Genomic DNA, 24018 nt, shown 5'->3' on the forward strand with positions numbered 1-24018 from the left:
GAACATGGCGATCGAGCTGTATGATTACATTGTAGAGCAACCGCTTGTACTCAAACGGATGTTGGAACATTCCAAACAGATGACAAAAGAGTTCACCGATATTTTTGCAAGCCAAACCGTATCCCGGATCATTTTGGCCGGTTCCGGATCCTCTTATAATGCAGCTTGCTCCGCGAAGTATTTTATGCAAAAGCTGCTGCAAATCCAAGTAGACGTCCAGACCGCCCATACATTCACTTCGTATGAGAACATTCTGGACAAGGAAACTCTCGTGGTAGGGATCTCCCAAAGCGGAGAGAGTACCGCTGCGGTAAACAGCATCCGGAAGGCGAATGAGCAGGGATTGACCAGTTTGGGTGTCACAGCGGAAGAGGGCAGCTACATCACCGAGCATGCCTCCTGCAAAATGATTGTCCCGTCCGGGGAAGAAGAGGCGGGGGCGACGACGAAGGGGTATACGGCTACCGTATTGGCTTTCTATTTGGCGGCCTTGGAGACAGCCTACCGACTGAATCGCGTGGATGAACAGGAATATCAGTCGTACCGCGACGGCATTGCAAAGACCATCGATTCCATTCCCGTGGCGATTCGAAAAGCGGACGAATGGTACGAAAAACATCGCAGCGAGCTCTTGAAGGCCAAAACTCTCATCGTTTCCGGCTACGGAAGCAATTATGGCACTGCACTGGAAGCAGGACTCAAATTTTTGGAGACATCGAGGTTCCCGGTCAGTGTGTATGAGTTGGAAGAATTCATGCACGGGCCGTACAATGCCATCGATGAGGACAGCTATATTTTCTTCCTCGTCCCGGAAGGAACCGGCAAGGAAAGGGCGCTGCGGCTGAATGAGTTTTTCTGCCGCAAAACCGAGCATTCCTTTATGGTCCTCAAGGACGACGGGAACCCCGATGACAAAAACATACGCATTCCTTTCCATGAACACGCCGACTTCACTCCGCTCGAATACATCGTGCCTCTCCAGGTGCTGTTTTTCCGCCTGGCAAAGGATAAGGGCGTAGAGATGAGAACGGTACGCTATCCTGACTTCCATGGATACATGAACAGCAAGCGAAGATTTGAATAACAGATCGAAAACCAGAGGATAGGAGTTTGAATGATGATCGAGACAAAAGTCAAAGTGGTAAACGCCCTAGGATTGCATGCGCGACCGGCAGCTCAATTTGTAGAAAAAGCCAAAACCTATCGTTCTTCCATCACCATTCAAAAAGATGCCACAAAAGTAAACGGAAAGAGCATTATTGGGATTATGGGGCTTGGGATTGAACAAGGAACGACCATTACTATCCTTGCTGCGGGGGAAGATGAACGATCAGCGTCCATGGAATTGAAGGAATTGATCGAATCGTTGGAGGACTGACGGAACGTTTCCGGGCAGCATAAAGCAGTGCTTAGAATGCTTATGCTGCTCTCTTGAATTATCCGTGACAGGAGGGGAAGCGAAAGTGGAACAGCCAGTGATACCGCGAGGGCTTATTGTTTCTTGTCAAGCCGATCCGGGAGACCCTTTTTACGGTGCTGAAAACATCGCGAGAATGGCTTTGGCTGCCGAAGCGGGAGGAGCGGTCGGACTGCGTATCAATACGGTGGAGAACATTGTGAAGGTAAAGCAAACCGTTTCCATTCCGATCATCGGGATCCTGAAAAAAAGGTATGGCCACTCGGCCGCCTATATTACGCCAACGCTGAAAGAGGTGGAGGAGGTCATCGAAGCCGGTGCGGATATCGTGTGCATCGATGGCACCGCCTCGACGAAACCGGACGGAAAAACGACGGAGTCCTTTCTTCACGACATCAAGAAGCGCTTTCGGATACCGATCATGACAGATGTCTCCAACGCCCAGGAAGGTGTAACTGCCTGGAGAGCGGGAGCGGATCTGATCGCGACCACGCTGGCAGGCTATGAAGCGTTTTTGAAAAACCCGGTGTACGATCCGACTGAAAATTTTAAAGAGCCGGATTTTGAAATCATCGCCAGTTTGGCTGAGCAGGTGGACATACCTGTGGTGGCCGAGGGAAGATTTTGGACGCCCGAGGACGTGGTCAAGGCCATGAATCTGGGGGCCCATGGGGTCGTGGTTGGCTCCGCGATTACCCGGCCGCAATTGATCACCAAACGAATGGCGTTGGCCATCGACCGCTTCCTGGAACAATCCGGACGAATGGTCTGATCCCATACACCGCCGAAGTCGATTGGCAGGATGTGAAAATCCAGTTTCATCATGGCAGTGATCGACAACGCACATCAGGCGACATCAACAGAGCGCTGGCCCGCCAAAACAAAACGAACCGCGGGTGACTGACGCCCGCGGTTTGATCTGGTTCGACCTGTTATTGCATGGATTGTTTTCTCGATTCGATGACATCCTCGATCAGGATGGCTCCATGAGAAAACGTGCTTCCGCCGCCATATGCTCCTGCCACCGCTACGGTCTCCGCGATTTCTTTCTCCGTGGCACCTTCCTCCAGCGCTTGCTCCAAATGATACACCATACAATGCTCGTTTCCCGAAAAGAGCGATACGGCAATCGCCATCAGATGCTTGTTTTTCGATGAAATTTCCCCGGATTGAAAGCAGCGCGAAGTAAACTGATTGTACGCATCCAGAACATCAGGCATCAGGTGGCCAAAGGATTCGAGTCCATTGCGGTATTGTTCTGCCAGGATGTGCTCAGACATGTTCGTTCCCTCCTTATGTTTTTGCGTCCACCATATTCTGCATCCATCATTGGGAAATCATACCTCTTGAAGCAGCCTCCGAACCACTGTTTGCATAATTCCTCCATTGCGGTAATACTCAATCTCTACAGCGTTGTCCAACCGTACGATCACCTCAAACTCGAACGAGCTTCCGTCTGTACAGGTAGCTTTTTTGGCACAGCCGCTGTCGGAGGTCGCGTTGAAATTTACGCCAGCAGATGAATTTTCGCTGAAGATACTTGGGCTGTGTACCCTCATCGGACAGGCAGGAAAGTCCATCACCAAAACGCTGACCATGACCGTCATCGGCTTGCTGCTGGCTACCATCGGCATTGACTGTCTGCAGACCAGTGTACCGATTAGCGATGAAGTGGCCTGCAGCCTAGAGAAGAGATAGACAGCCGCTTTCCAGAGCAGTCGTGGAAATGGATGCAAGAAGGCATAGAGGCGAGGAGTCTTAAAAAAACGCATCGAAGTCATTCTCGATGCGTTTTTCCACCCACATGAAAGCGATTCTTTTTTGTTGGATTCGATGGTTACCAGCTGATTACTGGTGGAAGACGGAGTATCCAGCAGTCGGTTGATGGGGCTGAGCGATGCCAGGAAAGCTGCGGGATGCGCTGCTTGCCATTTGATTGCAGAGGCTCGAGATTTGCTGCAATTGCTGCAAGGCGGTTTGGTGACCCTGAAGGGCGGTTTGAATGATGTGGGCAGCTTGACGCTCGCGTTGAGCCAGCTGCTCGAGCTGCTCCGCATTTCGTTGCTCTTGCTGCAGCAGCTGTTGGTATTTCACCGATGCTTGCTGGGTTTGTTGCACGAGCTGATGGATGAGCTGTTCGCACTGTGCGAGCTGAGCGGAAAGAGATTGCGTATTCGAAAAGAGATTCATATCCTTAGAGTCCTCCTATTTCCACATAATTTGACTGTGTTAGCTTGTTCCACTTACCATCCTGTTATTCTTGAAATGGTCGAAACAGGCAGCTTGCTGTACAGCATGGCAAGGACGTGATCGCTTATGTTTCCGGATAACTTTCCCCATCCCCGTTAAAAAGCGCTCGTACTTTTCCATACTGCCTCGCCGGCAAATGGGGGAAGACAATCGCCAGCTGCCCTTGCCCGATCGGCAATCCTTCACTGGGATCCTCGATGACGTGGGGGATGCCCATTCTTTCCATTTCACGAGCGTATTCGAAAGCGTCGTCCCAAGATACCGGGTAATAGATGGATTTGTTTTCCAATGAACTCGTGCTCCTTATTGAATGATCAGGATCCGAACCGTTCTCACAGTCTACCGATATTTCTGCTTACTTCAAAGCCGCTTAGACTTTTCTTTTGGCCGACTTGATTCGCTTCATAGTTGGAAGGGATGCCGATATCCGGACCAAATTCATCGCTGGCTCCGGCTGGGCTCGACTGCTCCAGCGCCTCTACGTAATCCGTGCCTGCCTTGAAAATAGCGTTTGTATCCCTTTGTTTCTTGGTATCTTCTGAATTCATCACGCATTCCTCCTTTCCCAATGTACCCGTTGGCAGTTATACCACGTCATTCTGGTTGGCAATCGGGTTGGAGCCACTTTGAGAGGCCGCTTGTGTCAGCGTTTGGAAGCTTTCGACGACACTGTTCATCCTTTTTATATCTTGCTTCAGCTGGTCTGGAGAGTTCACATGCTTTTTTATATCCGAGGCGATCCCCTCCATTTGATCGGCCAGCCGGTGCACCAAACCCACATCGAATTGAGCCATTCGAATTCCTCCCTTTCTTCCTCAGCTTGTTTGCATCCTTGCTTACTATGGATATTTGTGAGATAGGATCACCATTTTGCTGGGAAGGTATGTATCCGGGGACAATTCCAGCAACCGAAAAGGCACCCTATGGAAACGGGTGCCTTCCTCTGATGAACTTCGCTTGGCTTTCTTTCGTTTATGTAAAAAAACTCAATACACGTTTATTTACGTATTCCGACTGTTCCATCGACAAAACATGGCCGGCATTTTTTACGATTTCTGCTTCAATACCGGGAACGAAAGTGGAAGCGCGATCCAAGGCAGATTGTGGGTCGTAAATGACTTCGTGCTCGCCAAGCAATAAGAGCATGGGGGCTTTTACTGATTGTAATTCGTTGTCAGTGAACACATACGGGAATCCATCGGCTTTCGGTTTTGAGTGTCTTCGTTCATCCTGCCACATAACTCCTGCATGAAACTGCTTTGCAAAATTTGCGTGCAGCACGTAACGATCTCCCATCATCCACTTTAAAAAATTGTCAACACCGTTTGGTTCAACAAGGCCAAGGGCGTATTTGTAGAAATTTTGATGAAAGGCTACAAATGTTTCCGCAGGACTAAGCAAAACTGCCTTTTCCACCCTTCCGGCCGCACGCAAAACAAAATTCATCACATGCAGCCCTCCAAGGGAGAGACCAACCATGTACGCCTTTTTGATCCCCAGATTGTCGAACACATCAAGAAGCCAATCGGCGTACCCCTTCCTCGTACCGTCTACATCCACAGGAATACTTTTATTCTTATCACCGATGATATCAATGGCATAGGTCCGGTATTTGCCGCTCCAATCGGCGATATTTGGATACCACATGGTGGAACTGAACAATGCTCCATGTAGCAATACGAGTGGGGGAGCATCCTTAGGTCCGCTCGCAATGATATGCGTTTGACCGAAACGGGTGGAAAGATAAAAGGCTTCGTAATCGACTGGCCAAAGAGCAAGGCTTTCTTCATAGGTTTGATAATAGGGAATGCCGCTGTCACTGCGTGATGGAATGATTGGTGGATGGTTAGACATAGGGATCTTCCTCCTAATCCTGTTGATAGTGATGTGTAAATGCGTGAGAAATCTGAAATTATAACAGGTTTAATAATCAGTATAATACAGTAATTTTGTTTGTCAAACTATCCTTTAAAATAACGATTAATTAATTGCAACAGATTTATTGTATAAAATATAACAGCGTCACTCGCTGACGAAGACATCGATTTTCAAGACTGCCGGAACCGGATCCATAAAGGGTAGGGCAGCAAGGAACGGATTGTTCCTACCCCCTGATATTCCATGAACTATTGGCGACAGAATCTCCGAAGCACATAGAAAAAGCTCGCAACGAGGCGAGCCTGCAGCGAATCCGCTTCCTTACACGGGCTTTCTTTTGTTTCTCGTGACTCGTCACGCGCCATCCGCTGCGTAATGGCGAATGAGCTCCTGGGCTTGCTTGCGAATGCGGTCCGCCATCTCGCGGGGCTCAATCACCTTGACGGCAGTTCCCAGCTGAAAAAAGTAGTCGGTAACGAAATCCCATTCCTCTTTGGCAATCACAGTCTCTACGTAGCCTTGCTCCGGATTGACCGTCACAATATGAGGTTCCAGCCAAGGCTGGCTGCGGCACTGCCGCAATCCTTCCCGAGTCAGCTCCACGTAGATGCGGACGGGCGTTTTTGGCGTTTGTGCCGTATAGCTGCCCAGCCAGTCAGGCAGAGAAACTTGTGGCGGGAACGATTTCAGCGTTCGTTCCATCGAGACAATCCGGTCTGTCCGAAACAAGCGGATTTCGCCATAGGCCTGATCATATGCTGGCATGTACCAGAAGCCATCGTAAGCGTAGATGCCGACTGGAGCGACTTCTCTCACCGTATTTTCCGATTTCGACACGTACTCGATGGCAAGCAGTTCGTGGGCGATGGCGGCCTCAATGATCTCCTTCAAAAAAGGAGAGGGGACGCTTCTTTTTTGATTCCAAAAGGCAAGAACCGAATCAAGACGGTCCACTTTTCTTTTCACATCGTCGGGAAGGCTGGCGTACAGCTTTGCGAAGACGGAACCGATGTGGATGTCAAAGGGCAGCGATTGATAATAATTCAATGCCTGAAAAGCGAAGAAAACGGCAAACGCTTCCTCCTCGTCAAACATGATCGGCGGAAGTGTCCGGTTATTCAGTACCCGATAACCGCCGCCCCTGCCTGGTTCCGTATAGATCGGGACCCCCATTTCTCCGATGTCCGCAAGATACCGGTGCGCGGTCCGGACGGAAATTCCGAATTCATGTGCGACTTCTTGTGCGGTAAAGCTGCGTTTCGTATTGACATACAGAATCAAATCGAATAAAAGTTTGGCTTTGGACATGAGTTTCCCTCTTCCGCTTAAAACATGACAGTTATTGACATGTTTTAAGCGTATACTTTTTTTGGCGAAAAGCAAGAGGAGGAGAGGCCCATGCAAAAAGAAGATGCCATACGCGTCACCGGTGCGAGGGAAAAAAATCTGAAGGGAGTAGATGTAACCATTCCCAAAAAGCGGATTACGGTTTTTGCAGGCGTATCGGGTTCGGGCAAATCCGCCCTCGTCTTCGATACGATCGCAGCAGAATCGCAGCGGCAATTGAACGAGACGTACTCCAGCTTTATCCGCAACCGGCTCCCTCAATACGGACAGCCGGAGGTGGATGCCATTGAACATTTGCCTGCGGTGATCGTCATGAACCAGAAAAGGATCGGCGGAAACGCAAGGTCCACGGTCGGAACGGTCACGGACATTTATGCGCTGCTGCGGCTTCTGTTTTCCCGATTCGGCAGCCCTTTCGTCGGATATTCGGACGTATTTTCCTTTAACAACCCACAGGGGATGTGTCCGGAATGCGAAGGATTGGGCAAGTCGAAAACAGTCAATATCCATCGGCTGATTGACCGGGAGAAATCTCTGAACGAAGGGGCTATCTTGTTCCCGACCTTCAGGCCCGGTGACTTCCGGTGGAAAAGGTACGTCAGCACCGGCCTTTTCGATAACGACAAAAAATTGAAAGACTATACGGATGACGAAATGGACACGCTTCTGTTCAAAAACGGATTCAAGCCGACGCATCCGACGAAGGAATGGCCGCCGACAGCCATATACGAAGGTGTTGTTCCGCGCATCAAGCGCACGTTTTTAAACAAGGATTCGAGAGATGCGGCGAGGTACAAGGAAGCGATCGATCGGGTCATGACCGAGGACATTTGCCCATTCTGCCGCGGCGGTCGATTGAATCCGCACGTGCTCGCTTGCCGAATAAACGGAAAAAACATAGCTGATTGTGCCACGATACATGTCAGCGAGCTGATCCGGTTCATACGAACGATCCGCGAGCCAGAAGCGCAGACAGTGACCGAAGCGATCGAAAAACGCTTGGCCTATTTGCAGATGGTGGGCCTCGGGTATTTGACCCTGAATCGCGAAACGTCCAGTCTCTCGGGCGGCGAATCGCAGCGAATCAAGATGGTCCGTCAGCTCGGCAGCAGCTTGAGCGATCTGCTGTATATTTTCGACGAGCCGAGTATTGGACTCCATCCGCACGATGTCCACACCATCAACCGGCTGCTGCTGCAGCTCAGGGATAAAGGCAACACGGTCCTGATTGTAGAGCATGATCCTGACGTCATTGAAATTGCCGACCATATCGTCGAGATGGGGCCGTACGCCGGAACAAGGGGTGGAAACGTCGTATTCGAAGGAAGCCTGCAGCGTCTGATGTCAGCAGATACATTGACCGCCGAGTGCTTGAAGCGTAAGCCCGCATTCAAAAGCGAGGTTCGAAAGCCTACGGGTTGGCTTGCTCTCGAGCATGCGGCTCTGAATAATCTGAGGGATATCAGCGTTCGCATTCCGACCGGTGCCATGACCGTGGTAACCGGAGTAGCAGGCTCGGGAAAAAGCACCTTGATCCGTCAAGTGCTTCCGAGGCACTACCCTGACGCGATCCTCATCGATCAAGGAGGGATTGGAGCGTCCAACCGCTCCAACCTGGCCACCTACATGGACATCTTCGACTCGATCAGAAATTTGTTTGCCAAAGAAAACGGCGTGAGCTCATCCTTGTTCAGCTTCAACTCGCAGGGGGCTTGTCCTCACTGCAAGGGTTTGGGGACCATCTACACGGATTTTGCCTTTATGGACACGGTCGCCAGCGTCTGTGAGGCTTGCCGCGGGATGCGTTATACGCAGCAGGTCCTGTCCTATCGCTTTCGCGGAAAAAGCATTGGAGACATCCTGGCGATGACCGTAGAGGAGGCACTCCACTTTTTTCATGAGGAAGATGTGGGATCGTCGCTCCAAAAAATGAAAGAGGTAGGCATCGGCTATTTGTCGTTGGGACAGCCGCTTAGCACTTTGTCGGGCGGCGAGCTGCAGCGTCTCAAGCTGGCTGCGGAGCTGGAGGGCAGCGGGACTCTTTATGTGCTGGACGAGCCGACCACCGGACTGCATATGTCTGATGTGGGGGTGCTGATCCGATTGATGAATCGTCTCGTCGAGCGAGGCGCTACTTTGATCGTAATCGAGCATAATCTGCACGTGATCTGTCAAGCAGACTGGATGATCGATCTCGGGCCTGGTGCGGGTGACGAAGGCGGCACAGTCATGTTTGAAGGCATACCGAAAGATAGTATCCATTGCGACGCCTCGTTGACCGGGACGTATGTAAGGAAAGCTGTCCTCGGAGTCCAGTAGGGAATCCCTCGCAAATCCCTCGCAGGAAGAACCACCGAAGGATGAAAAATCCAATGCGGTGGTTCTTTTTTTCTCGCGTCTTCAATGCCATCATGGTAGATGGGGGCGATGAACGATGTTCCAAGATTTCAAACTCTTCGGTGACCGACCGGTCGCCGTCCAAGTGAAAGAATACGTCCAGCGTTTGATTTTGAAGGGAGGGCTTCAAGCCGGTCAAAAGCTCCCCTCTACGCGAGAAATGAGCAGTCTGCTAAAGGTGAGCCGCAATACAGTCATCGCTGCCTATGAAAGCTTGGAGGATGATGGATTTGCGTATGCGATTCCGGGGAAGGGCAGCTATGTGGCCGCCATGGCGGGAAGCTCCGTCGCAGATGACGGAGGAGCTGACGGCTCTGAGGTCTGGCAAATCGACTGGCGTGCAAGAATGAACGAATATGCTGTTTCAGCCGTAGAGCTGGACAGGATGAAGAAGGGCATTCGCAGCGAAAAAGGAATCATCTCGTTTACCAGCATCGCTCCGGATGAGCAGCTGTTTGATCTGGGAGATGTAAAGCGTGCCTTTCTGGACCGAATGGCAATCGAAGGTCAGGTGCTGCTCAACTACGGCTATGCCAAGGGCTACAAGCCGCTGATCGATTACCTGATGCTTCATATGGAAAACAAGGGCGTCGATATCAGCGGCAAGGATATGCTGATTACAAGCGGGTTTACGGAAGGCTTTGATATCGTGCTGTCTGCATTGCGCCCCTCTGCACGGCGCGGAGGAGCCCTTTGTGAAAATCCGACGCATCATACGGCGATCAAAAATTTGAGGCTGCACGGATTTGAAGTGACCGGCATTCCGATGGAGCGCGACGGTATTGATGTGGGGCAGCTGGAGGCACAGCTGCAAACCAATCGTTTCGATCTGGCCTACTTGACTCCTTCCTACCACAATCCCACGGGCATCGTCATGTCCCCCGCAAAGCGCAGCGCCGTTGCGCAGCTCATGAAGCACTATCAGGTTCCGGTGATCGAAGATGGATTCAATGAGGAGCTGCGCTACTCGGGAGCTCATATTGCACCCCTGATAGCGACAGCAGGGAAAGGGAACGGGGTCATCTATATTGGCAGCTTTTCCAAGGTGCTGTTCCCTGGATTGCGAGTAGGCTGGGTGCTGGGAGACCGGGCGTTGATCGACACGCTGGAAAGCATGAAGCGTGCACGCACCATCCATACTTCAACCATCGACCAATCGATTTTATACCAATATTTGCTCAACGGAAACTTCGATTCGTATCTCAAAAAAGCACGTGCGGAGTATAAGCGCAAATACGAGTTGACAAAAGCCTTGTGTGAGGTCCATCTTCCGGAAGCCCAGCTGTCGGGAGACGGGGGGTTGCATTTGTTCCTTACCTTTCCCTCTGGCCTCAATACACACGAGCTGCTGGATGCATGCAAAGAGCAGGGCGTTATTTTTACGCCGGGAGACAAGTTTTTTCTTCAGGAAGGCGAAGGGACAAATACATTGCGGCTCGGCTTTTCCCGGGTGACGGATGAAGATATCGAACGGGGTATTCAGATGATCGGCAAACAGGCGCGACGCTTTCGTAAGTAGTAGAGCTTGTGAGACGAAATCACTTCGTCAGATCGCGCACCTTTCCCTCGGTGCAACAGCCATGGGATGTACTATTCATTGCCAGACTACGATTGAAAAAATGAGGTGTCTTGATGAAAATTGGCGTGATTATGGGTGGCATTTCCTCGGAGCGTGAGGTTTCTCTGAAGACCGGTCAAGAGATGATCCGTCACTTGGATGGCAGCCGCTATGAAGCGGTTCCCATCGTAATCGAGCAGAGAGCGGATCTAATCAAGCAGGTCCAAAGGGCAGGCATCGATATCGCGCTGCTTGCGTTGCATGGCCGGTACGGCGAGGACGGCACGGTACAGGGAGCGCTGGAGACGCTGGGCATTCCGTATACAGGCAGCGGTGTCTTGGCCAGCAGCCTGTGCATGAATAAGCAGCTGGCCAAGATGCTGCTAAGGGCAGCGGGCGTGCATGCTCCAGCCGGCCTTTACTGGAAAAAGATGGACGATTACGATCGACTAGCGGTAGAGCAGCTGGGCTACCCGGTTATTGTCAAGCCAAACACAGGAGGCTCCAGCATCGGCGTCCAGCTTGTACAGAATGAAAAGGAGCTGCTGCCCGCAGTCCAGGAGGCTTTCAGCTTGGATGAAGCGATCTTGATTGAGCCTTTTCTGAAAGGGACGGAGCTCACCTGCTCGATCCTGGAAGACGAGGTCTTGCCGATTCTCGGCATTCGTTCCGCTCATTCGGAGTGGTTTGACTACAAAGCGAAATACGAGGTCGGCGGCGCTGAGGAGAAGGTGATCCAGCTGCCTCCCGCTACTCTGCAGCGTGTACACGAGGCTGCACTTGCCAGCTACCGGCTGCTGCAATGCAACGTCTACGCGAGGGTCGATATGATTTTGCATGAGGATACGCCGTACGTGCTGGAGGTAAACACGTTACCGGGAATGACCGCGGGGAGCCTGCTTCCGAAGAGCGCGGAAGCTGCGGGTATGACCTTTTCACAGCTGCTCGACCGCATTATTGCCAGGTCGCTCTATGAGCGGAAACAGGAATGGGGTAAGTCGGAGAGATCATCTGATTGAAAAGGCAATTGCCTGCTTTTCCCGAATGGATGGATGTGCACGCAAAAACGAGGACCGCGGAACGGGACTTGTTCCGCGTCCAAACAGGCTTTCCAAACGCTAACTTCTACAAGGAAGCTAGCGTTTTTTTACGTGCGGGCTGCCTCTTGATCGAAGCGCATGTCGATGAAAGCGCGCAGGGCATTGCTGACGAACGAATCCTTGCGCATGATGAATTCGGTCTTCATGTGGCGCAGTGGATGGGGAATATCATGGGTGCGGATGGTCCCTTCCAGCTCATGTCGGGACGTGACGGTCCGCGGGAGCAAAGAGATACCGAGGCCGGCGGAGACCCCTCCGATAATCGCTTCGATTGTCCCGAACTCCATAATGACGGGAGAAGTCAGGCCGCGCGAATACAGAAAGCGCTCCAGGACTGCCCGATACGAACAGCCGGTGCTGTACACCAGAATCGGTCTGGCGAGCGCTTCATCAAGGTCGTCGATGGCTGTAGACGAAGCGATGACGAGCTCTTCTTCAAAGGCGGGTATGGACTGAAGCTCTGGATGGTCGCACTCGCCACCGATGAACGCTCCGTCCAGCTCGTAGTGCAGCACTTTTTCCATCAGAAACTGGGTATGCCCGGTCGTCAACGAGAGTAGGACATTCGGATACTGCTCGTAGTACGCAGCGAACAGTTTGGGCAACCGGACTGCTGCGGCGGTTTGCGTGGACCCGATCATCAAAGGTCCGTTGGGCTCGGAGGTGGAGGCGAGCGCCTTGGTTGCCTCGTCCAGCATCCCTACGATTTTATCTGCATAATCGAGCAGCGTTTTCCCGCTCGAGGAGAGTGTCATTCCTCGGTTATGGCGAAAAAACAGCACCGTGCCAAGTTCTGATTCTAACTGCTGAATACGGGCCGTGACGTTGGATTGGACATAGCCGAGCTTGGAAGCGGCTTTTGTGATCGAACCTTCACGGGCGACTGTTTGAAATATGCGAAGTTCCGCGCTCTCCATAGGATGGATCCTCCGTTTCTCGCTGCTATCATTTTAGGTGATATCAAACATCTGTAATGATCATTATATAAAAAACCAAACCTCCCTTACAATAAGGCTTGCAAATTCCACGTCGGGAGGACTTCATCATGCACAAGCTCAAGTATGCCTGTCTCGTCATTGTGACGACGTTTTTGATGGGAATCGCCTTTCCTGTAGGCAAGATCGGCCTGTCCTATGCCCCGCCCTTCCTTTTGATGGGCATTCGCTTCGTGCTCGCAGGAGGTTTGCTCGCTTTGCTCTGCGTCAAGAAGCAGCAGCCGCAAAGCGCAAAGCAATGGCTGCAAGCAATCGTCATCGGCCTGTTTCAGTCCGCCGGGGTGATGGGCTGCGTATTTTTCAGCATGCGCTGGATTACGTCAAGCGAGTCATCCATCCTCACCAGCTCAAGTCCGCTGCTCGTGATCGTCATGGGGACGCTTGTATCAGGAGCGGCTTACCGGATACACCAGTGGCTTGGTGTGATCATCGGCTTGGTCGGGGTAGCGGTTGCATTCGGCTTTCATCTCGGCCTGCAGCCAGGCACTTTCATCAGCCTGGGGGGCGCTGTCCTCTTTGCTTCCGCGACGCTGCTCATCAAGCGGTGGTCCCCGTCCTTTGACATGAATGTGCTGGCGGCCTATCAGATGCTGGCCGGGGGGATCGCCTTGCTCATCATGAGCGTGATCACGGAGCATCCTTTCTTCACGGTGACGCTCACCTCTGTATCGGTTGTGCTGTGGCTCGCCATCATGTGCTCGATCGTCCAGTTTACACTCTGGTTTTATCTGCTTCACCGCGGCGATCCCGCGAAGACGAGCTCGTTTCTTTTTCTCGTACCGCTTTTCGGGGTTCTCACCAGCTGGCTTTTGCTCGGCGAACGTATCGAATGGTATGTCGGAGCGGGGGGATTTTTGATTGGCATCGGAATTTTTTTGGTCAATCAAAAGGGGGATCGCGCAGGCACGACGACCGATGAAATGGCTCTTTACCCAAAAATGCTCAAGGAGTGACTGACAATGGACCTGACAAACCACGTAGCTCTCGTAACCGGCGGCGGTACCGGAATCGGAAGGGCGACCAGCATCGAGCTGGCTCGGCGGGGGGCTTTGGTCGCCGTGAACTATTCCCGTTCCGAGGCTGACGCAAAAGAGACCGTGCATCTGATTGCGAAAGAGGGTGGCACCGCCCTCTGTGTAAAAGCCGACGTATCCAGGGACGAAGAAGTGCGGCGAATGGTCGATACGGTTGTGGAACGATTCGGTACAGTCGATGTGCTGGTGAACAATGCCAGCATCACCCGCCACATCCCTATGGGCGATCTGGAAGCGCAGACAGAGGAAATCTGGGATGAGTTGTACGATGTCAATGTGAAGGGAATGTTTTTTTGTGCGAGAGCGGTGGCACCCTTGATGAAGCAACGAAAAAGAGGGGCAATCGTGAATGTAGGGAGCATAGCAGGTCTGACCGGGACAGGCTCGTCGCTGCCGTATGCCGTCTCCAAGGCGGCAGTGCATGGCCTCACAAAATCGCTGGCGCATGCGCTCGCTCCGGAAATCCGGGTATGCAGTATCGCCCCTGGAGCGGTCGCGACGAGATGGTGGGACGGACAGGAAGAACGGATGAAGCAGCTGGCCGGCCACCTGTTGCTCCAGAGGATCGCGACGGCGGAGGACATCGCCAAGCTGATTTGCGCAGTGCTGGAACAGGAAGCGATGACGGGACAAATCATCACCGCGGATTGCGGGCAGATAGGCCGGTAAACGACACGGCTGCCGGAATGACTGAGGGCCTCGTCGTGTGAGTGGATGCGATATAGTCAATATCTATCAGATCCATCGTTTCTATATATTTTACCAATAGGTGTTTCTCGCATATGATGAGGATACAAACACAGATTGGGTGGAGGCGGTTCAGGTGGAGAATACGAAAGAGGTTCGCACGCGATTCGATGAAGTGGCCCATCAGTACGACAACCAAAGAAGAAAGTTAATCCCGTGCTTTGACGATTTTTACGAGATAGCCGTATCGATCGCAAGGACGGATTCCACGTCCCCGCACATATTGGATCTGGGCGCTGGAACCGGCTTGTTTTCTTCCTTGATCTTGCAGAAATATCCGACAGCCAGCATTACGCTGATCGACATTTCCGAAAAGATGTTGGAAACCGCTCAGGAAAGACTCAAGGGATTTTCTAACGTCCGGTATATCGTGGGTGATTATACGAATTTTGTCTCACAGGAGACGTATGATATGGTCATTTCAGCCCTTTCCATTCATCATCTGTCCGATGCGAACAAATGGCAACTCTATCAAAACAGTTATGCAAATCTGAAGAAAAACGGTGTCTTCATCAACGCCGATCAAGTGCTTGGCCATACTCCATTTATTGAATCGCTCTATAAAAAGGATTGGAAGCAAAAAGTGGAAGCCAGTGATTTATCGAAAGACGAAATCGAGTCTGCGTATGAAAGAACGAAACTCGATCAAATGTCGCCGTTAGAAACGCAAGTCAAATGGTTGCAGCAAGCTGGCTTTTCAGATGTGGATTGCGTCTACAAGTATTTCAACTTTGTTGTGTTGCACGGAAGAAAAACGACCTGACGAATCGTGGGTATCGTTGTTTGCAGAGACAGGACGCGGTAGGACGGCCGATCCGCTTTCGAAAATGTTTGTCCCTTCATGTATATCTGTTGCCAAAACAGTCCAAACTGAGTAACGCTTACGGAATTGCATGATGCGTTTCTTCGTACCCTCGGGCTGGTTAAGCCGTCAATCATCAGAATAAAAAAGAAAACCATCGCTTGATTCCCGTATCAATAGCCTGTCATCCTCATCGTGGGGATGGCAGGCTTTCCTTCTTTCTATCAAACTGCTGTACCCGTACAGGATATCGACGCATTCTTTGAAATCAGGTATTCCCATCGACGCGATTTTCCGTTACGTTTACATTTGGCTTTTGTTATTTTTTCCATCATGCTGAACAAGGGTGGTATACATGAAACTGATTCACGTCTTGGGGCTCGTCCCTTTCCTCGGGATGCTGGGGGGCTTGCCCTATGTCAACAAGCCGGGAGCTTTCGTCCTGGGCATGCCGTTGAACCTGTTCTGGATCGTCCTGTGGGTCATTCTTACGGCGGTTATCATGGCGATCGTTTACGCCATCGATCCGGACAATCGAGAGGAGGAATCCTCGTGAACATCTCTTTGTACATACTGGCAGCGTTTTTGGTCCTGATACTGGCATTGGCCGTCCGGGCGGCAAAAGGAAAACAAATGAACATGGAGCAATGGTCGGTTGGCGGCAGAGGGTTCGGGGCTCTGTTCGTGTTCTTGCTGCTGGCCGGGGAATTTTTCACGACGTTTACGTTCCTTGGCGGCAGCGGAATGATCTATCAGAGTGGAGCGCCTGCCTATTACGTCATGATGTACCTGACACTTGCGTACGTCTTTTCGTACTACTTGCTGCCGCCAATCTGGCGTTACGCCAAGAAGCACGGCATCATCTCCATTTCCGGCTTCTTTGCGCACAAGTACAATAGCAGACTGCTCGGCATGCTGGTCGCCGTCGTCGGCATTCTAGGCACGGTGCCCAATATCGTCCTGCAGCTGAAAGGGCTGGGGATTATCGTCTCGCAAACCTCCTACGGTGCCATTTCGCCGGTCATGGCGATGTGGATCGGCACGATCGTGGTCACATTCTACGTCATGCTGTCCGGTTTGCACGGCTCTGCTTGGACGGCGGTACTGAAAGACATCGCAATCATATCGGTAGTCGTCTTCCTTGGCTGCTACCTTCCCTATCATTATTACGGAGGTTTTCAACCGATGTTTGCGGCAGTGGCAGCGGTCAAGCCCGCTCATCTCATTTTTCCGGACAAGGGCCAGAGCGTTTCCTGGGTCATTTCCACGGTAGTGCTGACGGTCGTCGCCTATTACCTGCAGCCGGGACTTTTCATGTCAGCCTTGTCTGCCAAAAGCCCCAAAGTATTTCGGAAAAACACGATCTATTTGCCCGTGTACACGCTCATGCTCCTCTTCGTCTACTTTGTCGGGTACACGGCCGTCCTGCAGGTGCCGGGCTTGCAGGGAGCGGAAGGGGACCTTGCCTTGCTGAAGCTGTCCATTCAGACCTTCGAGCCGTGGATGATCGGCCTGATCGGCGGTGTCGGGACCTTGACGGCATTGGTGCCGACATCGGTTTTTTTGCTCACGGCGGGCACGCTTTTCGCCCAGGACATTTACCAGCCGTTGTTCAAGCCTGCGAGCGAGCGGACGGTTGCGACAGCGGCGAAGACAGCGATTCCGTTTATTGCATTCACATCACTTTATTTTGTCATTACGGGGGGAGATGCCCTGTACATGCTCTTGCTGATGAGCTACAACCTGATCATGCAGCTGGTTCCGTCGTTCTTGTGCAGCTTGCTGCCGAAAAACCCTGTGACCAAGTACGGCGCAGGACTGGGGATCGCGGCCGGGGTAGCGACTGTGGCCTACATGACGATTGCCAAGACCGGACTCGCCACATGGTTTCCGCTGTTGCCCCAGGCAGTCAAAGATTTGAATGCGGGACTGGTGGCACTGGCGGTCAATATCATCGTGATGGCTGCGGTGAGCGTGTTTTCCAAGCAATCTGTCCAGGAGAGCGGCAGAGGAGAGGTAGGATGAAAGCCGATCAAAAATGTTGTTGACGCGACACCAAATGGTGCCCTATAATCAAAATGACACTAAATGGTGTCCGATTAGCCGTTCATCATTTGGAAAGTTTTCTGCCTGCCTATGTTTCACTTGAAAACCATGATGAGGAGGAAACAGATGAGTAAGAGTTTCGGTACGGAAACCGCGCTTGGAGCAGCCCGCCCCCGAGGAAACATGACTGCATATTGGTCAGTCACCTTATTGCTCGCAGCAGCTGTCATGGTAAGTGGTATCGGACAACTGATGCAATATGGCGGAAACATCGAGTTGGTGACGAGTCTTGGCTACCCCTTATACGTCTTGACCATTCTCGGGATATGGAAAGTGCTCGGAGCCATCGCTCTCGTCGTCCCAGGCTTTCCTCGGCTGAAAGAATGGGCTCACGCCGGCATCTTCTTTTTAATGACTGGTGCTGCGCTGTCTCATGCGTTTGCGAACGATTATGGGGATTACGGGTTTCATCTGATTCTTCCGCTTTTCTATGCTGCACTCAATATCGCTTCGTGGGGGCTACGTCCAAAGAGCCGAATACGGTAAGGAGGTGATAAAACGGAACAGGTGTCCCTTCGCGTACAGCCAATGGAGTTCGACAGCAGAAAATAAAAGTTTGGAGAGGGCGCTATGAGCGAGAACAACCAGTCGCGGGATGTGTTTGACGCGATCGCAGACCCGACTAGGCGCCAGCTGATTCGTTTGTTAGCAGAGGCAGAGGAGATGCCGCTTCATCTGTTAACGGCACAGTTTCAAATGGGTCGTACAGCGGTATCCAAGCATTTGACCATCCTGAAAGAGGCAGGACTCGTACTTGACCGAAAAGTCGGCAGAGAAACGCGTTATAGGCTAAACGCCTCTCCACTCAGAGAAATACAAGATTGGGTGGCTTTCTACAGCAAATTCTGGAGTACGAATCTGTTGCGCCTCGGCCAACTATTAGAGGAGGAAGAAGAATGAGTTTATCATTATCCTTGGATTTTCAGTACAAGACATCGATTGAGAAGCTTTGGTCCGCCTTAACCGATTCAAGCAAGCTGGCCAAGTGGGTGGTCAACATCCACAACGGCCAAGCGATGGAAAATGATTTTAAGCCCGTCGTCGGACATCGTTTTCAGTTCCGTACGCAGCCGACCGAATGGTGGAATGGAATTATTGAAGGAGAGGTGCTTATCGTGGAGGCACCCAATCGTTTGTCCTATACGTGGGCCAGCGGTGGGGAGAAGCACACGGTTACCTGGACGCTGCAGGAGGTAGGGGACGGAAAGGTAAATCTTCATCTCGATCAAACCGGTTTCTCCAATGCGCAAGGACTCGAAGGCGCGAAGTATGGCTGGAGCAAATGGTGCGGCGAGCTTGAAAAGGTGTTGGAACAATAAACGATTGGGGAGCCCCGCTTCCCGAATCAACGCAAACCGGCTGCATACTGTATGCAGCCGGTTACTTTCTACCTACCAATCAAGCCAGCGGCGAAGCCGAATTCTGACATGTGAATCCATGCCTTACTGGGCACCTTCTGAGCCCGCGTGAATCTCTTGGCCTTCCATTCGGTCCACAGCGCACTGGCTTGGCCTTTTTCGATAGCGGGCCAGCATCGCTGCGCCCAAGAGGGCAGTCAGAATGGCAATCAAGGCCATTGGGCTGGCGTGGTTCACCTGGTATAGCGTGGTGCCGAGAATGGGTGCGATGATGGCGGATATTCCCTGCATGGCCGCAACCAACCCGGCAACGCCTCCTTGCTGTTCATTCCTTACAGAAAAGGAGGCGCCTGCCATAAACCCGGTCATCATAAATCCGGACCCCAGTCCAAATACAAAAAATGCCAAATAGTAAAAGGGAAGGTGAGCAGTAAGAAGGAATAGGAGCATACTTGCGACGAGAATGAAGGAACCGAGCAGGATCATCGGCCGCGGCTCCCATTTCAGCCATTTGGATTGCACGACTTGTGAAAGGAGCATCGCTATACCTGTAAACATCAACCCGAAGGAAACCACTCTCGCCAATTGATCAGAGGGGAGACCCAGCTGATCCTGCAGATAAAACCCGCCCACGACCTGAATCGTAACAATCCCTGTCATCGTGATGAACGCTACTAGTAAATAAAACCGCAAGCCCGGTTGAAATGGACTGACTTTGACAGCCCCTTTTTGACTCGTCGGCTTCGTTGCAGGCATAAACAGGAGAAGGGCTGCAAACGCGGCAGCTGAAATCGCAATGCCAAAATACAAGGGCCACAACAGACCTATCCATGTGAAAATGCCGGAAATGGCCGGCCCCAAAACAAGTCCAAGCCCATTTGCGGCGCTAATGATCGCCATGCCGCCAGCTCTTTCCTTGCCCTCTGTCACATCGCCGATATAAGCCTGCGAGGATGAGAGAATGGCTGGGATGAACATGCCGACCAAGCTTCGTGCTCCAATCATCAGGAACAGCAGCGGTCCGCCGCTGATATAGTGATGGAGACCGAAATAAAAGGTCATCGCGAGCAAGAGAGTACTGATGGTCATGCCGATAAACCCAACCAGGATCACCGGTTTCCGACCCCTCGCATCACTGATATTCCCCCATATAGGAGCCATCACCGCCATCATAATCGATCCGGTTGAAATCAGGATACCGGAGTGGATTTCGCGGAGTCCTAATTCCCGTATAAGTGACGGTGTGATCGGAGCAAGGAGCATGAGCCCCAACATCGCTACAAATACACTGAAAAAGACGCTCCCTTTCATTTTCATCATTCGCTCACTCCTTTTTCAATTCGATCATTCAAGGTGGAGTATAAGCGAATGGGGGCGGTGTCTTCTCCCTCGATACGGATAGAAATGCGGTCAAACGGATAACTATTGTTTTTTCACCTCGGACGGCTTCATGCCGTATCTGCGAAAAAACTGCTCTGAAAACGCGCTGACGTTGCTATAGCCGACCATCATCGCAGCTTCGGTCACAGTAGCAGCTTGGTCTCGTAGCAGCTTCAGCGCGTGGTCGAGACGGATATGCCTTACGTATTCGAAAACGGTCATGCCAAAACAGTCCTTGAATCCCTTCTTCAGCTTAAAATCGTTAAGACCTACTTTCTTGGATAAGGCCAGCAGCGAAGGAGGGTCGACCATGCAGGCCTCAAGCACTTGCTTCGCCACATGCAATTTTCGGACATCTTCCTTGGACAAGCCGTTCGATCTTGGCGTCAGCTCAAATATTTGAAGCATATGCATGTTTAGCAGCTCCAACGCGGTTGCTTCCATCAGCAGCGGGGATCTGTGCACCTGATGAAAATTCTTCAGCAAATGATTGACCGCTGCCCTGCTTCTCGCATCCATAGCAAACGTAAAAGCACGCGATGTCTGCCGGTTGATGACTCGCTCAAAATCAAGACGCCTATATGCAGAAGCCGCCAATTGATGGGCTGCATAGTCGAATAGAGAAACCGGAATGCCAAGCGACAGGGAAACGTACTGCTCATGGGCAGGCGGATAAAACCGTGCGGTAAAGTCCTGCATAAAAGCAAGCGAGCCATGGCCGACCGGGAGTTCATGTTCCTGACCGGATACGAGCACCTTTCGCTGACCGGATAGCGCAAACTGAAGCTCAACCATCCGACCATTTGAAGCAAAACAAATGGGAGGTGGCTCATCATAGTGAAAATCGTAGTATACGATTTCGATTCCGCTGTATGTGGCTAGTTTATAGACACGCCCGGTGCCGACTTCAGGCCGCGGCATATACGCGATTTCATTTTGGGGGATAAATCATGCTTCGTCAAAATATCGCTGATAGATGGAGTTCAGCGGTTCCACACCCATCACCTCTGTACGAAATCGAATACGCATCGTAATCCTGCCATCACCTATGTTCTTCATTCTAAGTTCCTCTTGCTTTTTTTCAAAGCTTTTATTCAGACGCGGTGCAGGCGAACTGAAACCGGCGCAGGGCGCTCCCCGGGTGTGTTGTTGTCCTTTGATCTCGGGGCTGAAAATCTTTGCGTTCTTCTCCCACATTTACGTGAGGACATCTAAAAAAAGCGCAACACTTTACCGGCTTTTTCGTAAAATACGTGTGGCCTTAGGTCCCGTCGGCTGCCGGACCTTTCGTTCACGTGGAATGGTACAATGGAACCATGAAGTAGAAATTGCACGATCGAAGGGGTGTAAAGCATGAGCGAGTCCAATCAGGAGTATATCGTGATCGCGGGGGCAAGGGAAAACAATCTGCAGAATGTATCCTTGCGCATTCCCAAACGAAAGATCACGATCTTCACCGGGGTTTCCGGATCCGGGAAGTCCTCGATCGTTTTCGATACGATCGCCGCAGAATCGACGCGTTTGCTGAACGAAAACTTTAGCATGTTCGTGCGCAACTTCCTGCCGCGCTATCCGCAGCCGGATGCGGACGCGATCGAGAATCTCAGCATGGCTGTAATTGTGGATCAGAAGCGGCTAGGCGGCGGTTCCCATTCCACGATGGGCACGATTACCGACATCTCTCCCATTCTCCGTCTGCTTTTCTCGCGGGTGGGTCAGCCCTATGTCGGACAAGCGCATATGTTCTCGTTTAACGATCCGCAGGGCATGTGTCCCGAGTGCAACGGGATCGGCCGCAGGCTGGGCGTCGATATGAGCAAAGCGCTGGACATGTCAAAGTCGTTAAAGGAAGGAGCCATCCTGCTGCCGGACTATAAGGTGAACGGCTGGGAATGGAATATGCTCGTGCAATCGGGGTCCTTCGATCTCGACAAGAAGCTGAGCGATTACTCGGATGAAGAGCTGGATCAGCTGCTGTACGCCAAGGCGCGGAAAGTGGAGATGGATTTCGCCGGGAAGGCAATGAATATTACAGTGGAAGGTGTCATCGAGAAGTTCACCAACAAGTACATCAAGCAGGATGTGAAGACGAAGTCGGAACGCACGCAAAAAGCGGTAGCGCCGTACATCACCGAAGGTACCTGCTCCAGCTGCCACGGCGCGAGGCTCAATCAGGCCGCGCTCAACTGCAAGATCAATGGACGGAGCATTGCGGAGATGTCCTCCATGGAGGTCGGACAGCTCATTGGCGTCATACGTGAGATTGACGACCCGATCGCTGCGCCGATCGTCAAATCGCTGACAGAGCGATTGCAGCATTTGGTGGATATCGGGCTCGATTACCTGACGCTGGACCGTGAGACAGATACATTGTCCGGCGGCGAGTCGCAGCGCGTCAAGATGGTAAAGCACCTGAGCGGCAGTCTGGTGGATGTCACCTATATCTTTGATGAGCCCAGTGTTGGCTTGCACCCGCGAGACGTGCACCGGTTAAATGGATTGCTTCAGAAGCTGCGCGACAAGGGAAATACCGTGATTGTCGTCGAGCATGATCCCGATGTAATCAAGGTCGCCGATCATATCGTCGACGTCGGGCCTTATGCTGGAAGCCACGGCGGCACCATCGTGTATGAAGGAAGCTACCAAGGCCTGCTAGAGGCAGGTACGTTGACTGGCACCCATATGAAGCGGCCGCTTCTACTGAAGCAAGATTGCAGGCAACCGTCCGGCAAGCTGCCCATCAGGAATGCCACCCTGCACAACCTGCGGAATGTGAGCGTAGACATCCCAACCGGAGTGCTGACAGTGGTTACAGGTGTCGCCGGCTCAGGCAAGAGCACACTGATCAACGAGATATTCCTCAGCCAGCATCCGGATGCGATCGTCATCGACCAATCGGCCGTCGGAGTATCCACACGCTCGAATCCGGCGACCTACACGGGCATCATGGATGATGTGCGCAAGGCGTTTGCTTCCGCGAACAAGGTGAGCCCAAGCTTGTTCAGCTTCAACTCCAAGGGGGCTTGCGAGAACTGCCAAGGGCTGGGTGTTGTGTATACGGACTTGGCATTCCTCGACAGCGTGAAGCTGCCGTGTGAAGTGTGCGGAGGGAGACGTTTCAAGGAAGAAGTGCTCGCTTACAAATTGAACGGGAAGTCCATTGCAGAAGTGCTGGAGATGACCGTAGAGCAGGCATTGGAGTTTTTTGATCAAAAAGAGGTTGTTCGCAAGCTCCAGGCGATGAGTGATGTCGGGCTGAACTATATTACGCTCGGCCAGCCGCTCAGCACACTCTCGGGCGGGGAATGCCAGCGCATCAAGCTGGCGAGCGAGCTGCATAAGAACGGCAGCATCTACGTGATGGACGAGCCGACGACCGGCTTGCATATGTCGGATATCGGTCACCTCCTGGGGATTATGAACCGCCTCGTGGATGCCGGCAATACCGTGATTGTCATCGAGCACAACCTCGATGTGATCAGTCAAGCGGATTGGATCATCGATTTGGGACCGGACGGAGGAAGCAAGGGGGGACAGGTGGTGTTCGAGGGCACCCCTTCGCAGATCATCCATGCGGAGCAATCGATCACGGGAAGGTACTTGAAGGAATGATTCAACCAGTAAGGGATGAAGATGTACAGGCAGCTTG

The 24018-nt window shown here is 52.0% G+C and carries 26 protein-coding genes and 1 pseudogene; 16 read left to right on the forward strand and 11 right to left on the reverse strand.

The annotated features are described in order from the left end of the window. The first annotated feature begins 4 nt into the window (after window positions 1–4). From RGB73_RS15265 to RGB73_RS15275, 3 genes are all read left to right on the forward strand, one after another. Window positions 5–1084 carry an SIS domain-containing protein gene (locus tag RGB73_RS15265; RefSeq protein ID WP_310763371.1) on the forward strand — a complete coding sequence of 360 codons (1080 nt, stop codon included), beginning with the start codon at window positions 5–7 and terminating at the stop codon, window positions 1082–1084. Window positions 1085–1114: 30 nt separating this feature from the next. Further along, entirely contained in the window at window positions 1115–1378 is a 264-nt protein-coding gene (locus tag RGB73_RS15270) for an HPr family phosphocarrier protein (RefSeq protein WP_310763372.1), read from the forward strand. 85 nt (window positions 1379–1463) lie between these two features. Beyond that, window positions 1464–2189, forward strand: a complete 726-nt coding sequence (locus RGB73_RS15275) for an N-acetylmannosamine-6-phosphate 2-epimerase (protein ID WP_310763373.1) — start codon at window positions 1464–1466, stop codon at window positions 2187–2189. Between the two features lie 160 nt (window positions 2190–2349). Here the strand turns inward: RGB73_RS15275 and RGB73_RS15280 are convergent, their stop codons facing one another. Further along, window positions 2350–2697 carry a carboxymuconolactone decarboxylase family protein gene (locus tag RGB73_RS15280; protein WP_310763374.1) on the reverse strand — a complete coding sequence of 116 codons (348 nt, stop codon included), beginning with the start codon at window positions 2695–2697 and terminating at the stop codon, window positions 2350–2352. Window positions 2698–2875: 178 nt separating this feature from the next. Between RGB73_RS15280 and RGB73_RS15285 the strand changes: the two are divergent. Then, window positions 2876–3055, forward strand: a pseudogene (locus RGB73_RS15285) (tripartite tricarboxylate transporter permease); the annotation flags it as partial. Window positions 3056–3265: 210 nt separating this feature from the next. Here RGB73_RS15285 and RGB73_RS15290 read toward each other — a convergent pair. The 6 genes from RGB73_RS15290 to RGB73_RS15315 form a co-directional block, all read right to left on the reverse strand. Further along, window positions 3266–3607 carry an AMP-dependent synthetase and ligase gene (locus tag RGB73_RS15290; RefSeq protein WP_310763375.1) on the reverse strand — a complete coding sequence of 114 codons (342 nt, stop codon included), beginning with the start codon at window positions 3605–3607 and terminating at the stop codon, window positions 3266–3268. A 124-nt stretch (window positions 3608–3731) separates the two neighbouring features. After that, window positions 3732–3956, reverse strand: coding sequence for a hypothetical protein (locus RGB73_RS15295; RefSeq protein ID WP_310763376.1), 225 nt, complete (start codon window positions 3954–3956; stop codon window positions 3732–3734). Between the two features lie 43 nt (window positions 3957–3999). Next, window positions 4000–4215 (reverse strand): hypothetical protein, encoded by a 216-nt coding sequence (locus tag RGB73_RS15300; RefSeq protein ID WP_310763377.1) that lies wholly within the window; start codon window positions 4213–4215, stop codon window positions 4000–4002. A 36-nt stretch (window positions 4216–4251) separates the two neighbouring features. After that, on the reverse strand, window positions 4252–4461 hold the full coding sequence (locus RGB73_RS15305) for a hypothetical protein (RefSeq protein ID WP_310763378.1): 210 nt from the start codon (window positions 4459–4461) through the stop codon (window positions 4252–4254). Between the two features lie 178 nt (window positions 4462–4639). Then, window positions 4640–5521, reverse strand: coding sequence for a carboxylesterase (locus RGB73_RS15310; RefSeq protein ID WP_310763379.1), 882 nt, complete (start codon window positions 5519–5521; stop codon window positions 4640–4642). Between the two features lie 378 nt (window positions 5522–5899). Next, window positions 5900–6853 carry a helix-turn-helix transcriptional regulator gene (locus RGB73_RS15315; RefSeq protein ID WP_310763380.1) on the reverse strand — a complete coding sequence of 318 codons (954 nt, stop codon included), beginning with the start codon at window positions 6851–6853 and terminating at the stop codon, window positions 5900–5902. A 90-nt stretch (window positions 6854–6943) separates the two neighbouring features. On the opposite strand from RGB73_RS15315, the gene RGB73_RS15320 reads away from it, so the two are divergent. The 3 genes from RGB73_RS15320 (at window position 6944) to RGB73_RS15330 (ending at window position 11866) form a co-directional block, all read left to right on the forward strand. After that, entirely contained in the window at window positions 6944–9211 is a 2268-nt protein-coding gene (locus tag RGB73_RS15320) for an ATP-binding cassette domain-containing protein (protein WP_310763381.1), read from the forward strand. A 115-nt stretch (window positions 9212–9326) separates the two neighbouring features. After that, window positions 9327–10808 carry an aminotransferase-like domain-containing protein gene (locus RGB73_RS15325; protein WP_310763382.1) on the forward strand — a complete coding sequence of 494 codons (1482 nt, stop codon included), beginning with the start codon at window positions 9327–9329 and terminating at the stop codon, window positions 10806–10808. Between the two features lie 113 nt (window positions 10809–10921). Next, entirely contained in the window at window positions 10922–11866 is a 945-nt protein-coding gene (locus RGB73_RS15330; RefSeq protein ID WP_310763383.1) for a D-alanine--D-alanine ligase, read from the forward strand. 128 nt (window positions 11867–11994) lie between these two features. On the opposite strand, the gene RGB73_RS15335 is transcribed toward RGB73_RS15330, so the two are convergent. Continuing rightward, window positions 11995–12864, reverse strand: coding sequence for a LysR family transcriptional regulator (locus RGB73_RS15335; protein ID WP_310763384.1), 870 nt, complete (start codon window positions 12862–12864; stop codon window positions 11995–11997). Between the two features lie 128 nt (window positions 12865–12992). Between RGB73_RS15335 and RGB73_RS15340 the strand changes: the two genes are divergently transcribed. The 8 genes from RGB73_RS15340 to RGB73_RS15375 all read left to right on the forward strand — a co-directional run bounded on the left by RGB73_RS15340 (window position 12993) and on the right by RGB73_RS15375 (window position 18950). Then, the gene (locus RGB73_RS15340) at window positions 12993–13895 is read left to right on the forward strand and encodes a DMT family transporter (protein ID WP_310763385.1); all 903 of its coding nucleotides are present in this window, start codon (window positions 12993–12995) and stop codon (window positions 13893–13895) included. A gap of 6 nt (window positions 13896–13901) precedes the next feature. Next, window positions 13902–14645, forward strand: coding sequence for an SDR family NAD(P)-dependent oxidoreductase (locus RGB73_RS15345; protein WP_310763386.1), 744 nt, complete (start codon window positions 13902–13904; stop codon window positions 14643–14645). 154 nt (window positions 14646–14799) lie between these two features. After that, window positions 14800–15486, forward strand: a complete 687-nt coding sequence (locus tag RGB73_RS15350; RefSeq protein ID WP_310763387.1) for a class I SAM-dependent methyltransferase — start codon at window positions 14800–14802, stop codon at window positions 15484–15486. A gap of 394 nt (window positions 15487–15880) precedes the next feature. Further along, a complete protein-coding gene (locus tag RGB73_RS15355) occupies window positions 15881–16081 on the forward strand; it encodes a DUF3311 domain-containing protein (protein ID WP_310763388.1) in 201 nt (66 codons plus the stop codon). Then, on the forward strand, window positions 16078–17550 hold the full coding sequence (locus RGB73_RS15360) for a sodium:solute symporter family protein (protein ID WP_310763389.1): 1473 nt from the start codon (window positions 16078–16080) through the stop codon (window positions 17548–17550). The genes RGB73_RS15355 and RGB73_RS15360 overlap by 4 nt, the downstream gene beginning before the upstream one ends. Before the next feature lie 147 nt (window positions 17551–17697). After that, on the forward strand, window positions 17698–18117 hold the full coding sequence (locus RGB73_RS15365; protein ID WP_310763390.1) for a DoxX family protein: 420 nt from the start codon (window positions 17698–17700) through the stop codon (window positions 18115–18117). An 84-nt stretch (window positions 18118–18201) separates the two neighbouring features. Further along, on the forward strand, window positions 18202–18531 hold the full coding sequence (locus RGB73_RS15370) for an ArsR/SmtB family transcription factor (protein ID WP_310763391.1): 330 nt from the start codon (window positions 18202–18204) through the stop codon (window positions 18529–18531). After that, window positions 18528–18950 carry an SRPBCC family protein gene (locus tag RGB73_RS15375; RefSeq protein WP_310763392.1) on the forward strand — a complete coding sequence of 141 codons (423 nt, stop codon included), beginning with the start codon at window positions 18528–18530 and terminating at the stop codon, window positions 18948–18950. Before RGB73_RS15370 ends, RGB73_RS15375 begins: the two co-directional genes overlap by 4 nt. Before the next feature lie 123 nt (window positions 18951–19073). Here RGB73_RS15375 and RGB73_RS15380 read toward each other — a convergent pair whose 3' ends face one another. From RGB73_RS15380 to RGB73_RS15390, 3 genes are all read right to left on the reverse strand, one after another. Beyond that, window positions 19074–20309 (reverse strand): MFS transporter, encoded by a 1236-nt coding sequence (locus tag RGB73_RS15380; protein WP_310763393.1) that lies wholly within the window; start codon window positions 20307–20309, stop codon window positions 19074–19076. 102 nt (window positions 20310–20411) lie between these two features. Next, the gene (locus tag RGB73_RS15385; protein WP_310763394.1) at window positions 20412–21290 is read right to left on the reverse strand and encodes a helix-turn-helix transcriptional regulator; all 879 of its coding nucleotides are present in this window, start codon (window positions 21288–21290) and stop codon (window positions 20412–20414) included. Window positions 21291–21317: 27 nt separating this feature from the next. Beyond that, window positions 21318–21566, reverse strand: coding sequence for a hypothetical protein (locus tag RGB73_RS15390; RefSeq protein ID WP_310763395.1), 249 nt, complete (start codon window positions 21564–21566; stop codon window positions 21318–21320). 156 nt (window positions 21567–21722) lie between these two features. Between RGB73_RS15390 and RGB73_RS15395 the strand changes: the two genes are divergently transcribed. Further along, the gene (locus RGB73_RS15395; RefSeq protein WP_310763396.1) at window positions 21723–23981 is read left to right on the forward strand and encodes an ATP-binding cassette domain-containing protein; all 2259 of its coding nucleotides are present in this window, start codon (window positions 21723–21725) and stop codon (window positions 23979–23981) included. Window positions 23982–24018: the final 37 nt, after the last annotated feature.

Origin of the sequence: Brevibacillus brevis, assembly GCF_031583145.1 — a bacterium.
Taxonomy (GTDB): domain Bacteria; phylum Bacillota; class Bacilli; order Brevibacillales; family Brevibacillaceae; genus Brevibacillus; species Brevibacillus brevis_E.